Annotated in this window: 18 protein-coding genes; 7 read left to right on the plus strand and 11 right to left on the minus strand. The window is 68.6% G+C overall.

Annotation, left to right across the window (positions count from 1 at the left end):
* Window positions 1-157: 157 nt before the first annotated feature.
* Both ACZ5YD_RS04345 and psmB read left to right on the plus strand, forming a co-directional pair.
* Entirely contained in the window at window positions 158-319 is a 162-nt protein-coding gene (locus tag ACZ5YD_RS04345; protein ID WP_379745264.1) for a hypothetical protein, read from the plus strand.
* A gap of 65 nt (window positions 320-384) precedes the next feature.
* Window positions 385-1,104, plus strand: a complete 720-nt coding sequence (gene psmB, locus ACZ5YD_RS04350; RefSeq protein WP_379745261.1) for an archaeal proteasome endopeptidase complex subunit beta — start codon at window positions 385-387, stop codon at window positions 1,102-1,104.
* A gap of 24 nt (window positions 1,105-1,128) precedes the next feature.
* Here psmB and ACZ5YD_RS04355 read toward each other — a convergent pair whose 3' ends face one another.
* Window positions 1,129-2,679: a glutamate-cysteine ligase family protein gene (locus ACZ5YD_RS04355; protein WP_379745258.1), complete on the minus strand. Its 1,551-nt coding sequence runs from the start codon at window positions 2,677-2,679 to the stop codon at window positions 1,129-1,131.
* A 95-nt stretch (window positions 2,680-2,774) separates the two neighbouring features.
* Between ACZ5YD_RS04355 and ligA the strand changes: the two genes are divergently transcribed.
* A complete protein-coding gene (ligA, locus tag ACZ5YD_RS04360; RefSeq protein WP_379745255.1) occupies window positions 2,775-4,544 on the plus strand; it encodes an ATP-dependent DNA ligase LigA in 1,770 nt (589 codons plus the stop codon).
* 80 nt (window positions 4,545-4,624) lie between these two features.
* On the plus strand, window positions 4,625-5,347 hold the full coding sequence (locus ACZ5YD_RS04365) for an MBL fold metallo-hydrolase (protein WP_379745252.1): 723 nt from the start codon (window positions 4,625-4,627) through the stop codon (window positions 5,345-5,347).
* Between the two features lie 43 nt (window positions 5,348-5,390).
* Here ACZ5YD_RS04365 and msrB read toward each other — a convergent pair whose 3' ends face one another.
* Both msrB and aroA read right to left on the minus strand, forming a co-directional pair.
* Window positions 5,391-5,885: a peptide-methionine (R)-S-oxide reductase MsrB gene (gene msrB, locus ACZ5YD_RS04370; RefSeq protein ID WP_379745249.1), complete on the minus strand. Its 495-nt coding sequence runs from the start codon at window positions 5,883-5,885 to the stop codon at window positions 5,391-5,393.
* A 69-nt stretch (window positions 5,886-5,954) separates the two neighbouring features.
* Window positions 5,955-7,280 carry a 3-phosphoshikimate 1-carboxyvinyltransferase gene (gene aroA, locus ACZ5YD_RS04375; RefSeq protein WP_379745246.1) on the minus strand — a complete coding sequence of 442 codons (1,326 nt, stop codon included), beginning with the start codon at window positions 7,278-7,280 and terminating at the stop codon, window positions 5,955-5,957.
* 128 nt (window positions 7,281-7,408) lie between these two features.
* Here aroA and ACZ5YD_RS04380 point away from each other — a divergent pair, with 128 nt between their 5' ends.
* Complete coding sequence (locus ACZ5YD_RS04380; protein ID WP_379745243.1) at window positions 7,409-7,951, plus strand: multiprotein bridging factor aMBF1; 543 nt, start codon at window positions 7,409-7,411, stop codon at window positions 7,949-7,951.
* 82 nt (window positions 7,952-8,033) lie between these two features.
* On the opposite strand, the gene ACZ5YD_RS04385 is transcribed toward ACZ5YD_RS04380, so the two are convergent.
* On the minus strand, window positions 8,034-8,762 hold the full coding sequence (locus ACZ5YD_RS04385; protein WP_379745240.1) for a DICT sensory domain-containing protein: 729 nt from the start codon (window positions 8,760-8,762) through the stop codon (window positions 8,034-8,036).
* 111 nt (window positions 8,763-8,873) lie between these two features.
* On the opposite strand from ACZ5YD_RS04385, the gene tpiA reads away from it, so the two are divergent.
* The gene (tpiA, locus tag ACZ5YD_RS04390) at window positions 8,874-9,518 is read left to right on the plus strand and encodes a triose-phosphate isomerase (RefSeq protein ID WP_379745237.1); all 645 of its coding nucleotides are present in this window, start codon (window positions 8,874-8,876) and stop codon (window positions 9,516-9,518) included.
* Window positions 9,519-9,526: 8 nt separating this feature from the next.
* Here tpiA and ACZ5YD_RS04395 read toward each other — a convergent pair whose 3' ends face one another.
* The 7 genes from ACZ5YD_RS04395 to ACZ5YD_RS04425 all read right to left on the minus strand — a co-directional run bounded on the left by ACZ5YD_RS04395 (window position 9,527) and on the right by ACZ5YD_RS04425 (window position 18,928).
* Window positions 9,527-10,003: a VOC family protein gene (locus ACZ5YD_RS04395; protein ID WP_379745234.1), complete on the minus strand. Its 477-nt coding sequence runs from the start codon at window positions 10,001-10,003 to the stop codon at window positions 9,527-9,529.
* 133 nt (window positions 10,004-10,136) lie between these two features.
* Window positions 10,137-12,305, minus strand: coding sequence for a helicase HerA domain-containing protein (locus ACZ5YD_RS04400; RefSeq protein ID WP_379745231.1), 2,169 nt, complete (start codon window positions 12,303-12,305; stop codon window positions 10,137-10,139).
* An 84-nt stretch (window positions 12,306-12,389) separates the two neighbouring features.
* Window positions 12,390-14,069 carry a hypothetical protein gene (locus tag ACZ5YD_RS04405; protein WP_379745228.1) on the minus strand — a complete coding sequence of 560 codons (1,680 nt, stop codon included), beginning with the start codon at window positions 14,067-14,069 and terminating at the stop codon, window positions 12,390-12,392.
* A 36-nt stretch (window positions 14,070-14,105) separates the two neighbouring features.
* Window positions 14,106-15,491, minus strand: coding sequence for a DNA polymerase Y family protein (locus ACZ5YD_RS04410; protein WP_379745225.1), 1,386 nt, complete (start codon window positions 15,489-15,491; stop codon window positions 14,106-14,108).
* A gap of 73 nt (window positions 15,492-15,564) precedes the next feature.
* Window positions 15,565-15,993 (minus strand): HTH-type transcriptional regulator LrpA1, encoded by a 429-nt coding sequence (gene lrpA1, locus ACZ5YD_RS04415; RefSeq protein WP_379745222.1) that lies wholly within the window; start codon window positions 15,991-15,993, stop codon window positions 15,565-15,567.
* A 101-nt stretch (window positions 15,994-16,094) separates the two neighbouring features.
* The gene (locus ACZ5YD_RS04420) at window positions 16,095-17,033 is read right to left on the minus strand and encodes a thiamine pyrophosphate-dependent enzyme (protein WP_379745219.1); all 939 of its coding nucleotides are present in this window, start codon (window positions 17,031-17,033) and stop codon (window positions 16,095-16,097) included.
* A gap of 2 nt (window positions 17,034-17,035) precedes the next feature.
* Window positions 17,036-18,928 (minus strand): 2-oxoacid:acceptor oxidoreductase subunit alpha, encoded by a 1,893-nt coding sequence (locus ACZ5YD_RS04425; RefSeq protein WP_379745216.1) that lies wholly within the window; start codon window positions 18,926-18,928, stop codon window positions 17,036-17,038.
* A 198-nt stretch (window positions 18,929-19,126) separates the two neighbouring features.
* On the opposite strand from ACZ5YD_RS04425, the gene ACZ5YD_RS04430 reads away from it, so the two are divergent.
* Window positions 19,127-19,387, plus strand: a complete 261-nt coding sequence (locus ACZ5YD_RS04430; protein ID WP_379745213.1) for a UPF0058 family protein — start codon at window positions 19,127-19,129, stop codon at window positions 19,385-19,387.
* The last annotated feature ends 27 nt before the right edge of the window (window positions 19,388-19,414 follow it).

Below are 19,414 nucleotides of genomic sequence, written 5' to 3' on the forward strand. Positions count from 1 at the left end.
ACACCAAACCATCGTATCCAGCGTGGAGCGGTCGACCGGAGTCGTCCGTCGCCACCCACGGTCGCTCCACGACGATCGCAGGACTGCGCCGGGTTCAACTGCGGGTGCCGTACGGAAAGTATATATACTGGCGTAGTCTGGCGAGTATCGAAGACCGATGATCAGCCGCCTGCACCGAACCCTCCGAACCGGCCTCTCACAGTTGACCATCGCGCTCGGGATCGCCGTCTTCCCGATCGCGCTCGCAGCACAGCGGGCGGGACTGCCGTTCTCGGGTCCCGTTCGGCGGCTCGTCGAGGCGACCGGCGCCGCCGAGTGAGGACGCGGTTTCGACCTGTGGTCGAAGGGTTGCCTTTATCTGCGCCGCCGGCGAACGCGTACCTAATGCGAACACCGACAGGCGATCTCACGGCTGAGCTGTCCGACGACCGGCCGGTCTTCGGACCGGAACTCGGCGAGTTCTCCGAGAGCGAGCGGCGCGCCGCGGAGGCCGGCGAGGAGGAGGGCATGAAGACCGGAACCACGACCGTCGGTCTCACCACCGAGAACGGCGTCGTCCTGGCGACGGACATGCGGGCCTCGATGGGATACATGGTCTCCTCGAAGGACGTCCAGAAGGTCGAACAGATCCACCCCACCGGCGCATTGACGATCGCCGGGTCCGTCTCCGCGGCGCAGTCGCTCATCTCCACGCTCAAAGCCGAGACGAACCTCTATGAGGCGCGCCGGGGCAAGGACATGTCGATGGAGGCGCTCTCGACGCTGACGGGCAACCTGCTCCGCTCCGGCGCGTTCTTCGTCGTCCAGCCGATCCTCGGCGGCGTCGACGAGGAGGGCGCACACATCTACTCCATCGACGCCCTCGGCGGCACGACGGAGGAGGAGTACACCGTCACCGGCTCCGGCTCCCAGTACGCGCTCGGCGTCCTCGAACAGGAGTTCGACGAGGGGATGTCGCTGGAGGACGCGAAGACGGTGGCCGCGCGCTCGATCAAGTCCGCCGTCGAGCGGGACCTCGCGTCCGGCAACGGGATCAACGTCGCCGTCGTCACCGACGAGGGCGTCGAGATCACCCGCCACAAGGAGTTCGAGGAACTGCTGTAGGCCCTTCCGACCCGTTCGGAGTCGCTACCACTCGGAGAATCCGCCGTCGACGAGCGTCTCCGACTGGTTTTTGATGTATTCGCGCTGTGTCGCCTCGACTGCCGCATCGAACGATTCGCCGTCGTCGAGTCGCTCGCGCACGCGGTCGTGTTTCCAGCTCGCCGGGGTCACCCGCTCGTGTGCGCGCCAGCGGAGCGGCGCGATCCAGCGTTCGGCCTCCGCCGGCGAGCACCCGGCAGACTCGAGGCCGGCGACGGCGTGGTTCAACAGATCCTCGAAGATCTCCTCGTGATCGGTCGTGAGGTCGCCGTGGTTCGCGATCCACTCGAGGTCGGCGTCGATCCCCCCTTCGACGGCCGCATAGAAGTTGTCTCGCGCACGCTCCCACGGGAGGTTGACGACCGGATGCTCGCGTTTTGGAAGCTCGGCCAGTAGCCCCGCAAACGCGGCCTGGAAGGCGACCGAGTCGCGGACCGTCGGCTGGGCCGCGATCGGTCGAAACTCGATGCGCGCGTTGGCCGCAGAACGGGTCGCGCCGTCGAAGACCGGACGGACCCACCGCCAGTAGGTGCCGTGTTTCGTCCGGAAGGTCGCGAAGTCGTCGTCGAACCTGGTCCCCGGCTCCGGGTCCATCGGCACGAACGCCTCGTCGGCGGCGATCCGGTCGACCGCCTCCTCCGTGGTCTCCAGATCGTCGGGGAACCGGACCTTCGGCTCGTCCGTCCGGCCGTTGAGGACCGACTCGAAGACGTGGATCCGATTCTCGCGTGCGCCGTCTGCGAGGATCCGCTCGCCGTCCCAGTCCTCGTCGTACAGCTCCGGCGGGAAGAAGGGGGAGTTGACGCCGAGCGCGAGGAGAGGCCCCGCGATGCGGAGGGCGTATCGAAAGTGGATCGGCAGCGTCGCCGCCTGTGCGACCTGATAGTGCGGCTGGATCGACGTGATCAGGCTCTCGGGCATGACCGTCGCGGTCGTCATGGAGACGCCGGGGGCCGAAAGCCGGGTGCGCCGATCGCCGCTTCCCTCGCCGATCGCGTTCGCCATCGCGTGGTAGCGAACGGCCTCGCTCATGTTGGTCGCGATCCGGATCCCGTCGATCTCGACGCTGTCGTCGAGGTACTCGGCCGCCGTCTCGCCGGCCGGCGGGATCGTCCAGAGGCCGTCGGAGACGAGCCGCATCCCCTCGGCCGACGTGCACTCGAGTGCGGCCTGCAGCCGGGCGCGAACCTCCGAGAGCTGGGCTTCGAGGCCGTGATCCGAGAGCGGCTGCGGGCTCGTCGACATCTCGGCGTTGTGGAGTCCGAGCTCCTTTTCGAAGCCCATCAACTCGAGGAGGCGACGCGGCACGCGCATGAGCGCGTACTCGCCCGCCCGCGACTCCGCGCTCCAGCGCCCGTCGGCGACGGCGTAGAACTCGTACTCGAAGCCGACGATCGACTGGTGGTTGTCGAAGGCGCCCTCCCGAAGCCGTTGCTTGACGATTTCGGCCTCCTCGGCGGCCCGATCGGCGAACGCGCCCCGGTCGACGTCGAGGACCTCCCGAACGCGTTCGGAGAGCTCGTGATCGGTGTCCATACCGGGTTACACGCCTACCGCGGTATAAATATCCGTGACCCGGAACGGCGACGGTCCATCGGCGTGTTTTTGTTCGGCGATCGCCGACTCCGGGTATGGAGTTCGCGGCGTTCGCCGACCGGGCCATCGAGATGGAGGAGACGCCGGCGGACCTCGAGACGGTCGGGCTCGTCGCCGACCTGCTCGCGGGCGCGGGCGACGACCTCGAGACCGTCGTCCGGTTCCTCCTCGGGCGCGTCTTTCCGGCTCACGACACGCGGACGCTCGAGATCGGTCCCGCGCTCTGCCGGGAGGCGATCGCCAGGGCCGCCGGACCGAACGTGGACTCGGACGACGTGGAGGATCGCCTCGCGGACATCGGGGAGATCGGCGCCGTCGCGGCGTCCTACGAGTTCGGCGGCCAACGCGGACTGGGCGCGTTCGCGGGCGGCTCCGCGGACGGTTCGACCGGCCCGGGAGAGCCACTCACGATCGCCGAGGTGGACCGTCGGCTGCGGTCGGTCGCCGCCGCCGAAGGCGGGGGAAGCGAGGACACGAAGCTCGACGAGCTGTTCGGCCTGTTCAACCGGAGCGATCCGCCGGAGGCACGTATCCTCGCGCGGCTCGTGCTCTCACAGATGCGCATCGGCGTCGGCGAGGGAACGGTCCGTGACGCGATCGCTGAGGCCTTTCTCGTGGAGGCAGCCCCGGAGACGGACGACGTGGACGGATCGAGCGAAACGGGAGACGCGGAGACGGCCGACGAATCGAATCCGGCCGACGTGGTCGAGCGTGCGTTGCAGGTGACGAACGACTACGGCCGCGTCGCGGCGCTCGCACGCGATCGCGGGCGCGAGGGACTCCGCGAGGAGGGACTGGAGATCGGCCGGCCCGTCCAGGCGATGCTCGCGCAGGCCGGGACGGCGGCGGACGCGATCGCGGAGTGGGAACGGGCCGCGGTGGAGACGAAGTTCGACGGCGCTCGCGTCCAGATCCACTACGCGCCGGCGGCGGGGATCGGCCCGGAGCTGTACTCGCGGAACATGGACGACGTCACCGACGCGCTCCCGGAGATCCGCGAGCTGATCGAGGCGCGAGTGGACGTGCCGGTCATCCTCGACGGGGAGGTCGTGGCGGTTGATTCCGACGGGGAGCCGCTCGCCTTCCAGGAGGTGCTTCGACGCTTCCGGCGCAAACACGACGTCGAGCGAATGCGCGAGGAGGTGGAACTCCGCCTACACGCGTTCGACTGCCTCCACGCCGACGGCGAGGACCTCCTCGACGCGCCGTTCCGCCGTCGACACGATCGTCTGGAGTCGATGCTCCCCGAGCGGAGCTCCTCGACGTCCGTCGTCGAGGACGCCGAAGCGATCGAGGCGATCGAGGCGAACGCGCTCTCCGAGGGCCACGAGGGGGTCATGCTCAAGGATCCGGAGGCGGCCTACACGCCAGGCGACCGCGGCCGTCGGTGGCTCAAGCGCAAGCCGGACGTTGAGACCCTCGATCTGGTCGTGACGGGCGCGGAGTGGGGCGAGGGACGCCGCGCCTCGACCCTCGGGACCTTCGAAGTCTCGGTCCGCGCGGGCGAGCAGAACGGCAATTCGACCTTCGAGCCCGTGGGAAAGGTCGCGACGGGGCTCACCGACGCGGAACTCAAGTCGCTCTCCGACCGGCTCAACCCCCACGTCAGATCGGAGGACGGCACGGACGTCGAGATACATCCCGCGGTCGTGATCGAGGTCGGCTACGAGGAGATCCAGGAGTCGCCGACCTACGGGTCCGGCTACGCGTTGCGGTTCCCGCGGTTCCTCGGGGTGCGCGAGGACAAGGACGTCCCGGACGCCGACACGCTCTCGCGGCTCGAGCGTTTGGTGGGCGGCGAGTGAGGGATGGAGCGGTTTCCGAACGACGACCCAGCACTCGAGCCGTCGGTACGCTCAAAGCCCCCGAGACCGTCTCCCCGCACATGACGGTTCGACACGACGATCTGACGGTGGAGTGGCTCGGCTACGCGACGGCGCGCCTCGAGACCACCGACGGGGCCGTCGTCTACACCGATCCCGGGCGGTACGGCGTTCTCGACGACTACTGGGCGCGCGACGGCGACCTCGTCGTCGTCACCCACGATCACCACTACAGCTCGGACGGGATCCGTTCCGTCGCGACGGACGGCGCGACCGTCGTGATCCACGAGGCGGTCGACGCCGGACGGATCGACCGCGACGTCGAACCCGTCGAGGCGCTCGCCGAGGACTTCGAGGTGATCCGGGTCTCCGACGAGGACCGCCTTTCGGTCGGCGGTGCGACCGTCTGGTCGGTTCCGGCGTACAACGACCCAGACGGCCCGAACGCGGCGGACGACGGGTCGGTCGTCCACCCGGAGGGGACGGGCTGTGGATTCCTCCTCTCGATCGGCGGAACGACCGTGTTCTGGCCGGGCGACTCGGACGCGCTCGACGGTTTCGCGGAGCTCGACGTCTCGCTTTTCCTCGCGAACATCGGCGGGGGCGGGCTCGTCTCGGATAGACACGAGGCGGCCGACCTGGCCGAGCGGATGGACCCGGACCTCGTCGTCCCCATCCACTACGACACCTTCGATCAGTTGGCCGCGGACGGGCCGGCCTTCGCCGCCGACGTCGCCTCGCGGTCCATCCCGGTCGCGCTCGACGAGCGCTCGGCGAACCAGTGAGGAGGCGGCCGAACGCGAACCCCCCGAACGGCCGCAAGAGCCCTCAGACGTCGTGGGAATCGTCCTCGAAGTCCGTCGGATCGTCCTCGAAGTCCATCGCCACGGAGTTGATACAGAATCGCTTGCCCGTCGGATCGGGGCCGTCCTCGAAGACGTGACCGAGGTGGGAGTCACAGGAGCCACACCGGACCTCGGTGCGGCGCATCCCGTGGCTCTCGTCGATCCGGGTCGTGACCGCGTCGTCCGCTGCGGCGTAGAACGCGGGCCACCCGCAGCCGGAGTGGTACTTCGTCTCCGAGTCGAAGAGGACGGCGCCACAGCCCGCACACCGGTAGACCCCGTCCTCGTCGTGATCGACGTAGTCGCCGGAGAACCGCGCCTCCGTGCCGTTCTCCCGGAGGACTCGGTACTCCTCGTCCGTGAGTCGCTCGCGCCACTCGTCCTCGTCGCGCTCCGTCGGGTCGCTCACGTCTCGCTCCGCCGGATCGCTCACGTCGCTCCCCGCTCGGGTCGACTCACGGCGGTCCGTATCGGTCATGGCGATCCTTAGACGCCCCACGGCGAAGGGCGTTTCGCCGGCGGGAGCGGAGGGAACCGGAGATATCGACTACCGATCCTGCAGATCGACCGACACGCCGAGGTCGAAGAGCGCGTCGAAGAACCCGGGGAACGAGACGTCGACGTGTTCGCCGCCGCGAATCGTGGTCTCCCCGCCCGCAACGAGCGCCGCCACGGCGAGGGCCATGACGAGCCGGTGATCGCCGCGGCCGTCGACGACGGCCCCCTGCAGATCGCTTTCGCCCCCGTGGACGGTGAGCACGTCCGCCTCCTCGGTGACGCTCGCGCCCATCGCCCCCAGCTCCTCGGCCATGGCGGACACCCGGTCGGTCTCCTTGTAGCGGACGTGCTCGCAGTTCTCGATGCGCGTCTCCCCGTCCGCGACGGCGCCGAGCGTCGCGATCGTCGGGAGGAGATCGGGCGTGTCCCCCACGTCGACGGTGACGCCGGAGAGTTCCGAGCGCCGAACCACGATCGTGGACTCCGATCGCCGCCAGTCGATCTCCGCGCCCATCCGCTCGAGGATCTCGACGATCGCGGCGTCGCCCTGTGCGCTCTCGGCCGCGCCGCGGACGACGACCTCCCCGTCCGGGTCCGCGGCCACCGCGCCGGCGGCGAGGAGGTACGACATCGACGAGAAGTCCCCGGGGACCGCGTACTCGCCGTCGGCGGGCTCGTAGCGTTGCTCGCAGGGGACGCGAAAGCCCGACGCGCCGTCGGCCGTCTCGCTTCCGATCGGCTCGGCCGTCACCCCGAAGGAGTCCAACACGTCGAGGGTGATGTCGACGTAGGGCGCCGACTTGAGGTCCGTCGTCAACGACACCTCGATCCCGTCCGCGGTGGCCGCCCCGGCCATGAGCAGCGAGGTGACGTACTGCGAGGAGACGTCGCCGGGAATGGCCACCTCTCCGCCCGGGATCGGACCGAAGACGACGATCGGGGCCTGGCCGTTGCCGCGGGTCGATTCGGCGCGAGCGCCGAGATCGGAGAGGGCCTCCAGAAGCGGCCCCTGCGGGCGCGAGCGGAGCGAGGCGTCGCCGGTGAGCACGCTCCCGCCGTCCGCGAGCGCGGCCGCGCCCGCCACGAGTCGCGTCGTCGTGCCGGAGTTCGCACAGTCGATGACGTCGGCCGGGACGTCGGGAACGCCGGCGAACCCGTCGACGACGAAGGCGCTCCCGTCGTTCGCCTGGTCGACGTCGCCGCCGAACGCCTCGACGGCGCGGGCCGTCGCACGCGTGTCCGCGCTGACGAGCGGGGAGCGAACGATCGCCCCGTCGCTGTAGCCCGCGGCCAGGATGGCCCGATGGGTGTAGCTCTTCGAGGGGGGCGCTCGGACCCGCCCGTCGACCGATCCGGGGGTGATGTGTGCGTCCATACCGGACCCTACGTCGCCTCGTGTATCAGCGTACCGGAGCGGGCCAGCGCATCGGTCCGGCGTCGCCCGGTATTCCCATCGCACGATTCCAGCGTACGGTTTATACGAGCGGACGCGTTAGCGGAGGTATGCCCCAGTGTGAGATGTGTGGCGCCGAGCAGGCCTCGCTGACGACGACGAAGGTCGAAGGCGCCGAACTGGAGCTCTGTGACTCCTGTACGGACTTCGGGACGGAGGTCCGCGAGGAGCCCGACTCCACGACCACGAGCAAGTACTCCACCTCCTCGAGTTCGGGCCGCAGCTCGTCGGGTTCGGGCTCCGGATCGTCCGGGTCCTCCGGGTCCGGATCCGGCGGCTCCTCCGGCGGCGGTCGTCGCCGCGACATGTTCGACGAGATGGAGGAGGTCGCGGCCGACTACGACGACCGCATCCGGAACGCCCGCGAGTCCCGCGGGCTCAGCCAGGAGGAGCTCGCGGACCAGCTCAACGAGAAGGCGAGCCTCATCCGGAAGCTCGAACGGGGGGACATCCTCCCGTCCGACGACGTCCAGCGAAAGCTCGAGAACACCCTCGAGATCACCCTCGTCGAGGGGTCCGACGTCGACGAGGAGTGGGACTCCGGCGACTCCTCGACGATGACGCTCGGCGACGTCGTCAAGCGAAAGGACTAGTCCCCGGAGCCGATCTCGCCCCTCGAACGACGCGCGTCACGAGCGTTCGATCCGGGGGCGTCACCCCGTGGAGGCATCACCCTCACCCCGATTCCTCGCCGTCGGTTCGCATGAGCCCGTAGGTACGGGTGAGGTGGTCGATCACGTGGTCGACGGTCTCGGGTGCGTAGCTCCAGAACCCGTAGAATCGCCCCGGCTCGCGCTCCTCGGCCAGGAGCGCGCACTTGTTCGCGTCGGTGCCGCCGCCGTCGTAGGCGACGAACCAGGTCTCGCGGATCTCCGGCGCACGCTCGACGTGGACGGGAAACGCCGCGTCGGGCGCCTCGCCCTCCGGGCTCGCGTAGGCGTGTACCGTCAGGCCCCCGCGCTCGCTCAGGCGGTTGTACGTCGGGACGGTGGGCGAGAGCGTCTCGAGCGTCTGAAACCCGGCGTGCAGCTCCCCCGAACCGGTCCGCCAGGCGCGGTCCTCGATCTCGCGGGAGGCCGCCACCATCCGCGCGGTCGAGTAGGAGGTGAAGATCGTCTCATCGAGGTGGTCGAGGACGGGCTGATACGACCGCCGGTCGAACCCGGGCGACGTCTCCTCGCCGGGCGCGAGAAGATCCGCTACCGGGACCGCCGTGAGGAACTCACCGTCCCGAGAGAGGACCGCGAACTCCCGCGGACCGCCGGGCAGGGTGTCCGCCGTGACGACCAGGTTCCGCTCGGCGAAGCGGTCGGCCAGCTCGTCGCGGACGTCCGGATCGGCGTTGACCACCGTGAGCGTCGCCGCGTGGGACTCGACCCCGGAGATGAGTTCGATGAGCGACATTCGATCGAGAGTGACTCGCACGCGAGTACGGTGCCGTCGAGTTTGTAGCTTTCGCCGACCGGAGCGACGGAAGTGACAATCTATTTGGTCGGGTCGTCCCACCCATCCGACGTGTTCATCCTCGTCAACCTGAAGGCGTACCCCTGTGATCCGGTCGCGGTCGCGCGTGCAGCCCGGGACGTCGCGGACGCACACGGGGTTCGGATCGCGGTCGCACCGCAGGCGGCCGACCTGGCTCGCGTCGAGGCGACCGGCGTCGAGACGTGGGCCCAACACGTCTCGCCCGTCGAACACGGCTCCCACACCGGCTCGACGCTGGCGGAGGCGGTCGAGGCCAACGGCGCGGAGGGAACCCTGATCAACCACTCCGAGCGGCGGGTCACCCTCGCGGCCGTCGACGACGCGCTCGCCGCCGCCCGACGGACGGACCTCGAGACGATCGTCTGTGCGAACGATCCCGAACAGGCCGGCGCCGCGGCGGCGCTCTCCCCCGACGCCGTGGCGGTGGAGCCGCCGGCGCTCATCGGCGGGGACGTCTCGGTCGCCACCGCCGATCCGGAGATCGTCGAGGGCGCGGTCGCGGCCGTGAACGCCGTCGATCCGGACGTCGAGCTGTTCTGTGGCGCCGGCGTCTCGACCGGCGACGACGTCGAGGCGGCACGCGACCTCGGCGCGACGGGCGTCCTCCTGGCCTCCGGGGTCGCGAAGGCCGCCGACCCGCGATCGGCGCTCGAGGACCTCGTCAGCGGAATCTGAGGGGGCCGTCACTCGGCGTCGTCCGAGCGCTCGACCAGCCGGTGGGGATCGAAGTAGTCGTTTCGTCCCCGCCACTCGGATCGGTCGTACGATTCACGCGTATCGACGTAGGCCTCCACGCCGTTTCCGGCCGGGTCGTCGAAGTAGAGCGCCTTGCTGATCCCGTGATCGACCGGCGAGACGTCGGTCCCTCGCTCGAGCAGTCGGTCGTAGAGCGACGCGAGCGCCTCCGCGTCCGGGACCTCGAAGGCGACGTGATAGAGTCCGACGCCGGGGGAGGGGCCGGGCGCGTCCGCGCCGACGGCCTGCAGGGCGACGTCGTGATGGCGCTCGCCCCACGAGAGGAACGCGAACCGGGCGTGTCGCTCCGCGACCTCGAGGTCGAAAAGCGAGGTGTAGAACTCGACCGCCGGCTCCAGGGTCCGAACCTTGAGGTGGACGTGTCCGACCGATCGCGGGACGTCTCCGCCTGTCGTGTCGGTCATGTCCGAACGAAGGCGTCCGACGGACATATATCCCGCCCGTTCGCGGCCGGGACTTCGGTTCGGTTCAACGCCTCGCTCGAGATACGCTCTCGATCACCCGTCGGCGTTTCCGGTCATCCGTCGGCATTTCCGGTCATCCGTCGGCGTCGATGAACTCCGCGTCGTCGGCCGCCGGGTCCAGGGGATCGTGGGCGTCGTCCTTCGGTTCGCCATCCCCGTCGGTGGACGTGGACTCGTCGGCGTCAGCAGCATCGGTACCCTCAGCGTCAACGGGGGCGGTCGACGTCCCCGTCTCCTCCGGGGTACCCGATCGCGAGGAGAGGTGTCCGCCGTTCGCGAGCGCTCGTGCCACCTCGCTCAGGCCGCTCGCGATCTCCGAGACGCTTCGATCGTCCGAGTGGACGGATCCCGCGACGTCGCCGTTCGACTCGGCGGCCTGATCGAGCATCTCCTCGATCACGGATTCGGGCTCGGACACTGGCTCGGAGTCGGACACGTATTCCGACTCGGATCCGTCGCCCGCGTCCGCGTCCCCGTCTGTATCCGGGTTTTCGTCCTCGGACTCCCGTTCGCCCGCCGGGACGAAGGCCGCCTCGATCTCCGCGACCATCCGCGAGACCTCCTCGTCGTCGAGCCGGTCGGCGTACGCCTCGCGGACGAGCGCGGGGATCGCGTACTCGTAACGCCCCCGCTCGGCGTGGCGGATCACGCCCGTTCGACGAAGCGGCCGGTTTCGCGCGTAGGCGTGTTCAGTATCGCCGTCGCCGCCGGCGTCGATGTGGGCGGCGATCGGGTCGCTTTCGCCCTCGCGGCGGTAGTGGCACAGCATCGCGGTCGACAGCTCCGGGAGGTCCTCGACGCGCCCGCGAAGCTCCGCGATCACGGCCTCGCGGGTCCCCAGATCGACCGTCTCGTCGAACCGAAGCGCGCTCTCGGCGACGTCGTCCCTGGAGATCGGCGAGACGGTTCCGGCGGCGTCGGACGGTTCGGCCGGTTCGGCGGATTCGGCCGAGTCGGACGATTCGTCCGTTTCACCCGGTTCGGCCGTTCCGCCGGCTTCGCCTTCGCCCAGGCCGTCCGTCTCGTCGAGCCGATCGTTCGTTTCGTCCAACTCCCCGCTCGGTTCGTCGCTCCCCGTCCCGTTTCGTCCGGGTTCGCGCTCCGGCTCGTAGTCGTGGAGTTCGGACTGGTCGTCCGGACGCTCGCGTTCGAGGTTCCGGCCGTCTCCGCCCCTGTAGGGCGCCTCGGCGCGCCCGAGCAGGGCCTGCGAGAAGCGTTCGGCCATGCGCGAGAGGTCCTTCGCGTCCGACAGCTCGCGCTCGAGCTCGTCGATCCGCGCCTGCTTGCGTTCGAGTTCCGTCCGGAGGTCGGCCAGCTCCGACTCGCGCCGCTCCTGCTCGTCGGAGATGGTCTCGAGCTCGCTTATCAGGTCGCCGGAGACCGACTTCAGCTCCGGACGCTCGAAGTCGTCGAGCCCGGGGGTCGCGCCCGCGTCGAAGGTCCGCTTGCGGTGGAACTGGATCCGCCGGATCGACTCGTCCCAGTCGGTCATGAGGAACGCCTCGCCGTCGCCCATGTCCTCGATCTCGTCGGCGTAGGTCGACCCGAGGATGCGACTGACGACGTTGGTGTCGTTGTCCCAGGTGAGACGGTGCCAGACGAGCCAATCGCACTGGGTGATGAAGTCCTTTTTCACGTCGGCTGGCCGCTGGCTGATCCCGACGATCCCGAGGCCGTGTTTGCGCCCCCGCTTTCCGACCTTGATCAGCATCTTTCCGGTCTCGTCCATCCCGCCGCCCTCGGGGATGTACTCGTGGCACTCCTCGATCACCAACAGGAACGGCCGCTTGAGCTTCTTCTCCTTGGCGAAGAGGTGTTTGACCACGTTGAGGATCAACTCGGAGGCGACCGATTCCTCGAGATATCCCGAGACGTCGAGGATGATCGGGACGTTCTCGTCGAGCGCGAGCGTGGCGATCCGTTCCGCGTGTTCCGGCGAGACGACGATGTCGCACTCGTCGTCCGCGCCGACGTGGAGGATCTCGTACTCCTCCTTGAGCCCGTAGTACTCCCCGTCGCTGTCGACGATCAACACCGGAAAGCTGTTGTCGAGCAGGTTCTCGATGAGCACCGACGCGGTGTTCGATTTGCCCGATCCGCTCTTTCCCGTGATGAACGACCGCCCGGTCAACACGTCGACGACGGGTAACTCGACGGGATCGCCGGGGTCGGCGTCGGCGTCGCCGCCCCTCCCGTCGCTCACCTCCGCAACGTGGATCGTCTCCGTGTCCTCCTCGCTCATTACCGTAAGGACGCCGGCCGGTCCTCAAAGACCTTCGCCCGCGTCAGACGCTCGTCTGACGTGCTTCCTCGAGCGAACCAACCTTCAGAAAACCAACAGACGCCAGATCCACTCGCCGAGCGACGGGGACCCGAGTTCATCCGGGCGTTCGACGTCCGAATCGACCGTGAACTCGTGGCGGACGTCCGCGTCGTATCGCCGTGACTCCCCGTCGTGGACGAGGGTCGCGTTCAGCCGCACGTCGACCGATCGGAGCGTCCCGCGATCGCGATCGACCGTCGCGCGGATCCGGGAAGACGACACGTCGGTGACGTCGCTCGGACGTCGTCCCTGCGCGGCGTAGTACACCGCCTCCGGGTCGGCGAGCTCGAGGACGAGACGGTCGTCTCCGCGGTCGATCACCTCCCACCCCTCGACCGCCGCCGGCGGGTTCAGTCCGCCGGCCTCCCACTCGTACCGGACGTCCCAGTGGACGTAGGCGGGGAGCGCGGCGACCGACTGGTCGGTCTCCGGCGCAGTGCGCGTCCCGAGCGCGTAGGCGGCCACGCCGGTCCGCGGCGGCGGACTCCCGACTCCCGTCGAGGCGTACACCTCCGGACCGACCGCCTCGCCGCGTAGATACTGCCGGTAGCGTCGATCCTCACGATCGATCCGGTGCCCCACGATGAACGGTTCCTCTGACCCGGCGTCCACCGCGACGCGGTAGTCGTGACTGGCCCGCTCGGTGTTCGCTAGCGCGGTAGCGTACAGCGCGTCGGGATCTTCGGGGAGCGGTTCGGGTGTGGCGTCGACCGGTCTGGTCTCGGTGACGCGCACGGCACCCGCCCCGACGACGAGCGCCGAGACGACGAGCAGCGCGAGCGCGACGCGCCGAACCGGCAGCGATTCGACGGTCGAACCCCCGTCCGGGTCCGCGTTCACGGCCTCCCGAACGCTTCGGTGTGCGTGGAGGGCGGTCAGAAACGCCATCGAGATCCCGATCAGCGCGATGGCCCCGAGCGCGACGGCCGCCATCAGCGCGATACCGGCGCTCTCCCGCATTCGGGGGCTACCAAGCACGAGGATCGTCGCCGCCCCCAGAACTCCGATCACGACGGGAAGGAGGTGACAGCCGACGACGACGGCAGTCGACCGGGGAGCCGCGAGCGAGCGGACGACGGCCGTCGCGACGCGTTCGACCGCTCCGCGAAGCGGTGGCTTCTCACCCCTCGTCTCCACTTCCTCCGCTTCGAGCGCGGCGTCCGTCACCGCACCCGCGACGGCGCTCCACGCGAGGAACGTCCCGGCGGTAACGCCCACGGTGGGCCACGCGACGAGCCATCCGATCCCGAGCACGTCACCGCGCCCCAGCCAGTAGATCGCGGCCTTCGCCGGCGTGTCGACGAGCACGAACAGGGCGAGACCGCCGGCTAGCGCGACGGCGTGGCCGATCGTCGCGATCGCAACGATGCGGGGAAGGCGGTCGCGGACGAAGCCGATCGGTACGACGCCGGTCGCGGAGGCAGCCGCGTTTCCGTTTGCGATCGAACGGGTGATGTCCGAACGACCGGAGTTCGAAGGGGTAGCGTCCGGCGGATTCCGCGGCGTGACCGCGCCGAGACCGGCGGCCGTGACCAGCGGTGGCGCCGCCAGCGCGACGAGCGGGTTCCACAGCGCGGCGAGGAGGACCCTGACGGTCGTCTCGACCAGCACAACCACGACGGCGACGGCGACCAGCCGCGTGTCGTTCAGCGCGACGGAGAGGGGGGAACGGAGGGCGAACACACGTCCCCGATCAGCAGCGCCACACTTAAGCGGAGGTCACTCGGCGTCGAACTCGACGAGCGAGGTCTGTCCGTCGCAGTTCCGGGCGGTGCTTTCCTCGCCCGTCCCGTTCACCCCCGGCGAACGACTCTCGGAATCGCGTTCGTCGCCGTCCCGCCCGCCGCCGCTCTCCTCGGCGTCGGAGCCGGCGATCTCGAACCCGCCGAGGGTCGCCTGGTCGCCGCGGGCGAAGTCGAGCTTCGAGACGCGGACGCCGAGCTTGCGGGCCCGATCCTCCTCGAACTCCTCTAAGAGGTCGAGCGCCACCTCCTCGAGCAGTTCCGGGTCGTCGACCGGGCCGGGGAGGCTCCGCGCTCTGGTGTTCACGTCGTAGGGAGGCGTGACGACCTTGATCCCGATGGTCCGATAGAGACACTCGCGCTCTCCGGCACGCCGGCTCACGTCGGCCGCGAGCGCCCTCACGCGCTCGCGTTTCGTCCCCACGTCGTCGGTCGGCGGGAGGGAGGACTCCCGCGAGAGGCTCTTGGGGAGCCCCGTGGGCGTCACCTCGCGGTCGTCCTCGCCGCGGGCTCGCTCGTGAAGCTCGCGGCCGCGCTCGCCGAGTTCGGACTCCAGCTCCGCGGGGTCCGCCTCCGCGAGGTCGCCGGCCGTTTCGATACCCATCCCGGAGAGCGTGCGTGCGGTGACCGGACCGACGCCGTGGACCGCCTCCGTCGGGAGCGGCGCGAGGAACTCGCCGACCCGGCCGGGGGGAACGACGACGAGCCCCTCGGGCTTGTCGTGGTCGCTCGCGATCTTCGCGGCCGACATGTTCGGCGCGACGCCGACGCTGGCTGGCACCCCCGCCTCGCGCTCGATCCGGTCGCGGACGTATCTGGCGTATCCCTCCGCGAGCGTCCGACGCTCCGCTGGACCCGACGCCGTGCTCTCGGTGGAGACCTCGGCGTCGTCGACGCTCGCGACCGGCTCCCACGACGTGCGCTCCGTCACGTCGAGATACGCCTCGTCGACGCTCACCTCGCGGACGGCGTCCGCACAGTCGTGAAGGACCTCCTTCACCCCCGCCGCGATCGACTTGTAGTGCTCCATGTCGACGGTACGGTAGTGTGCGGTCTCCGCCGGGTCCGGCGCGTCCGGATCGTCGGGGTCGGCCTCGGATCGGCGGGGGAGGGCCTCGAGCGCCGCCGAGATCGGGTCCGCGCTGTCGACGCCGAACTCGCGGGCCTCGTAGCTGGCGGTCGCGACGGCGCCGATCGTCTCGCCCGGCTCGTACCCCATGCCCACGACGACGGGCTCGCCACGCAGTTCGGGATCGCGAAGCCGCTCACAGGAGGCGTAAAAACAGTCCATGTCGACGTGGAGCACCACCCGTTCGGCGTCCGCGTCGTCCGGCTCCGCGCCGGGAAGGGTGCCGGAGTCCATCGTCGATGCTCGTTTCTCGGTGCTCGATCGACTTAAGCACCGATCGATATCGGAGTCGGACGGCGGTCGGGACCTACTTCAACCGCTCCTGAAGGAACGAGGGATGGGCGGCGGTAACCCCGTCGACGGCCAACAGCTTCTCGGAGATGACGTCGCCGAGCTCGTCGCCGTCGTTCGCGCGGACCTCGGCCATCAGCATGTGGTCGCCCGAGGAGGTGTAAAGCGCCTCGATCTCCGGGAGATCTTTCAGCGTCCGGGTCACCTCGACGTACTTGCCGCTGTCGACGTCCATGCCGACGAGCGCGATCGACTGCCCCGAGAGCTTCTTGGGGTCGACGTCCGCGGAGTAGCCGACGATGACGCCCTCGTCCTCGAGCCGGCGGATGTACTTTCTGACCGTCGGCTTCGAGACGTCGGCGCGGTCCGCGATCTCTGCGTAGGAGGCCTGTGCGTCCTCCTCCAACACGGAGAGGATGCGTTCCTCCGTCGATGCGGTGCTCATGGACGTACGTTTCGCGCCACGGAAAAAATACCTTGCGAACACGTAAACGGTCTTTTCAAGAGCGAATCCGACGGCGAAGTCGCGGGAGACGCCAGGAGCGATTAGGCGTGCTTGTCGAGGAAGCGGTCGTAGGACCGTTCCCACTCGTAGTCGTCGTCCCAGTAGCGCTCGGCGAGCGGCTCCTCGGGCATCTCGCCGATGGCCTGCTTCTCCTGTTGATAGGAGGGACGCTCCTCGTCGACGTAGAACCGGCCGGTGAGGACCTCGCCCTCGTAGAGGGCCTCCTCCGTGGTCCGCATCATCTCCGCGGCCTCGACGCGGTCGTGGACGTCGAAGTCGTAGTCGTCGGAGTCGTTGACGTCGATGTAGGGGACGTACTGGCGGGCGTCCTTGTTCCAGGTGGGACACTGGGTGAGGAAGTCCACGTGGGCGAACCCGTCGTGTTCCATCGCCTCGATCAGGATCTCCTTGGCCTGGTTGGGATTGACCGCGGCCGTTCGCGCCACGTATGACGCGCCGGCGTTGAGCGACAGCGAGAGCGGCTTCACCGGCTCCTTGGCGCTGCCGTGGGGTTGCGTCTTCGACTTGTGGCCCTTCGGGCTCGTCGGGGAGGTCTGTCCCTTCGTGAGCCCGAAGATCTCGTTGTTGAACACGATGTAGGTCATGTCGTGGTTCTCACGGGCCGTGTGGGTGAAGTGGTTCCCGCCGATCCCGTAGCCGTCGCCGTCGCCGCCGGCCGCGATGACCTCGAGGTCGGGGTTGGCGAGCTTCGCGGCACGCGCGACCGGTAGCGATCGCCCGTGGATCGTGTGGAAGCCGTAGGAGTCGAGATAGCTGTTCAGCTTGCCCGAACAGCCGATCCCGGTCACGAGAAGCGTCTCCTCGGGACTGCGGCCGATCTCGGGAAGCGCCTGTTTGAGCGACTTGAGGACGCTGAAGTCGCCACAGCCCGGACACCACGTCGGCTGCGGCTCGACGCCGGGCGTGTACTCGTCTTGGTCGATCTCGCGTTCCTCGCCGATGGCTGAGAATGCGCTCATGATTAATCACCTGCTGCGGGGACGAAGGTGGTCGTGGAACTGTCCAGATCGCCGCCGTCGACGACGATCGACTCGAATCCCTCGACGATCTCCGCGGGTTCGAAGGGGTTTCCGTTGTACTTCAACAGGCTCGAGAGCTTCTCGCCGTACCGGCCGAGGTTCTTCTGGACGAGACCGCGGAACTGACCCGAGGCGGTCATCTCGACGACGAGCACCTCGTCGACGCTCTCGATGAACGCCTCGACCTCCTCGGTCGCGAACGGCAGCATGTCCGAGACGCCGAGCGCCTTGACCGAGTGGCCCTCCGCGTTGAGCACCTCGACGGCCTCCTGGACGGTGCCCTGCTGGCTGCCGAAGGTCATGATGCCGTAGTCGGCCTCCTCGGGGCCCATGTAGGTCTGGGTGTCCTCGCCGTCCAGTCGCTCGCGGATCGCCTCGAGCTTCTGGGTCCGTCGGTCGATCTGGGCGACGCGGTTGTCGGGATCCTCGCTGATGTGTCCGCTCGGACCGTGTTCGTTGCCGGTCGCCAGATAGCGTCCGCCCTTCTGGCCGGGGATCGACCGCGGCGAGACGCCGTCGTCGACGTCGTGTTGGAACCGGTGGAACTTGCCGTCGGCGGAGTGCGGCTCCTCCGTGAGCTGTGCCTCCGAGAGCGTCTTGCCGAGGCTCGCGTTCGGCTCGCGGTCGAAGTGGCTCTTGGGGACGTTGACGAGCTCCCCGCCGAGCTTCTGGTCGTAAAGCAGGATCGTCGGGATCTGGTACTCGTAGGCGAGCTCGAAGGCGAGCCGGCTCTGTTCGTAGGCCTCCTCTACGGTCCCCGGAGCCAACACGACGCGCTGGGAGTCGCCCTGGGAGGTGTAGAGGACGTGTTCGAGGTCGGACTGTTCGGGCTTGGTCGGCATGCCGGTCGAGGGGCCGGCGCGCATCGCCTCGACGAGCACGACCGGCGTCTCCGTCATCTCCGCGAGCCCGAGCGGCTCGGACATCAACGCGAAGCCGCCGCCGGAGGAGCCGGACATCGCCTTGACGCCGGCGTGTGAGGCGCCGACCGCGAGCGCGGCCGCGGCGATCTCGTCTTCGACCTGTTCGGAGATCCCGCCCAGTTCGGGCAGGTTCTTCGTCATGATCGTAAAGACCTCCGTCCACGGCGTCATCGGGTAGCCGGCGATGAACCGGCATCCCTCGTCGATCGCTCCGTAGGAGATGGCGTCCGAGCCCGAAAGCAGGACCTGCTCCTCGTCGTGTTCGCCGGTGGGAACCGAGACGTCGTGGGCGTCGACGTCGTAGTCCTCGCGGACCGAATCGTAGGCGATCTCGAGCACCTCGAGGTTCGGCTCGAGGATCTTCTCGGGCATGGCGTCGCGCATCAGGTCCTCGACGTGGTCGAGGTCCATCCCGATGAGCGCGCACGTCGCGCCGATGCCGGCGGTGTTGCGCATGATCTCGCGGCCGTGTTCGCGGGCGAGTCCGCGGAGATCGAGGGGATAAACGTGCCAGTCGTTCTCCGCCGCGCGCTCCTCGAAGTCGGGGATCTCCGAGGGATCCAAGAGCCCCTCGTCGTAGACGATCACGCCGCCCTCGCGGAGCTCGTCGAGGTTCTCCGAGAGGGGTTTGATCTCCTCGTTGCCGTAGATGGCCTCCTCCTGGGGATTGCGGGCGAAAGAGTCGCCGAGCGCCAGCAGGAAGTTGTACCCGTCGCCGCGCGAGCGGACGGGATCGGCGTTCGCGCGGATCTCGGTGTAGGTGTGGCCACCGCGGATCCGCGACGGATAATGCCGATGTGTGAACACGTGAAGCCCCGAGCGCATCAGGGCCTTCGCGAAGTTCTGGCTCGTCGAGGCGATCCCGTCGCCGGATCCCCCGGAGATTCGCCAGATGAGTTCGTTGTCAGTCATTGGTGGGTCTGGCCCTCCGTAGGCCGAGTGGTGAAAGGTTGCAACGGCCACCTATTAGGGCTTGCTATGGATTCACAATTAACGATCCTTTGGGATCGTTGATTTATAAGGATCGAAGGTGATAGTTCCGGGGGGTCGCCGGATACTGTCCTTCGATCGGCGACGGATTTACCCGTGTGGATCCCGTATCGGATCGACATGCAGAAGAACGAACTCATCCACGTCCACAACCTGCTCGGTACGATCTCGCGGGAGTTCCACGAGAACGGGATCCTCGAGTCCGAGGACCTCCGGACCTATCGTGAACTCGGCACGTCGCCCATGACGATGCACGGCTCGCGGGCCGAACACGCCGAGGCCGTGATCGAACTCGCCGGCGCCCTCGCCGGAGCCGTCACCGACGGGACGGAAAGCGAGGAAACGCTCGAGGACGAGCCGGAGCGGGCCGTTACCGCCTGATCACCGCAAACGCAACTCGATCCGCGG

The organism is Halopenitus salinus (genome assembly GCF_055397165.1).

Coding starts and splice junctions, on each gene's coding strand:
- ACZ5YD_RS04345 (WP_379745264.1), top strand. CDS start 158: ATGATCAGCCGCCTGCACCGAACCCTCCGAACCGGCCTCTCACAGTTG.
- psmB (WP_379745261.1), top strand. CDS start 385: ATGCGAACACCGACAGGCGATCTCACGGCTGAGCTGTCCGACGACCGG.
- ACZ5YD_RS04355 (WP_379745258.1), bottom strand. CDS start 2,679: ATGGACACCGATCACGAGCTCTCCGAACGCGTTCGGGAGGTCCTCGAC.
- ligA (WP_379745255.1), top strand. CDS start 2,775: ATGGAGTTCGCGGCGTTCGCCGACCGGGCCATCGAGATGGAGGAGACG.
- ACZ5YD_RS04365 (WP_379745252.1), top strand. CDS start 4,625: ATGACGGTTCGACACGACGATCTGACGGTGGAGTGGCTCGGCTACGCG.
- msrB (WP_379745249.1), bottom strand. CDS start 5,885: ATGACCGATACGGACCGCCGTGAGTCGACCCGAGCGGGGAGCGACGTG.
- aroA (WP_379745246.1), bottom strand. CDS start 7,280: ATGGACGCACACATCACCCCCGGATCGGTCGACGGGCGGGTCCGAGCG.
- ACZ5YD_RS04380 (WP_379745243.1), top strand. CDS start 7,409: ATGCCCCAGTGTGAGATGTGTGGCGCCGAGCAGGCCTCGCTGACGACG.
- ACZ5YD_RS04385 (WP_379745240.1), bottom strand. CDS start 8,762: ATGTCGCTCATCGAACTCATCTCCGGGGTCGAGTCCCACGCGGCGACG.
- ACZ5YD_RS04395 (WP_379745234.1), bottom strand. CDS start 10,003: ATGACCGACACGACAGGCGGAGACGTCCCGCGATCGGTCGGACACGTC.
- ACZ5YD_RS04400 (WP_379745231.1), bottom strand. CDS start 12,305: ATGAGCGAGGAGGACACGGAGACGATCCACGTTGCGGAGGTGAGCGAC.
- ACZ5YD_RS04410 (WP_379745225.1), bottom strand. CDS start 15,491: ATGGACTCCGGCACCCTTCCCGGCGCGGAGCCGGACGACGCGGACGCC.
- lrpA1 (WP_379745222.1), bottom strand. CDS start 15,993: ATGAGCACCGCATCGACGGAGGAACGCATCCTCTCCGTGTTGGAGGAG.
- ACZ5YD_RS04420 (WP_379745219.1), bottom strand. CDS start 17,033: ATGAGCGCATTCTCAGCCATCGGCGAGGAACGCGAGATCGACCAAGAC.
- ACZ5YD_RS04425 (WP_379745216.1), bottom strand. CDS start 18,928: ATGACTGACAACGAACTCATCTGGCGAATCTCCGGGGGATCCGGCGAC.
- ACZ5YD_RS04430 (WP_379745213.1), top strand. CDS start 19,127: ATGCAGAAGAACGAACTCATCCACGTCCACAACCTGCTCGGTACGATC.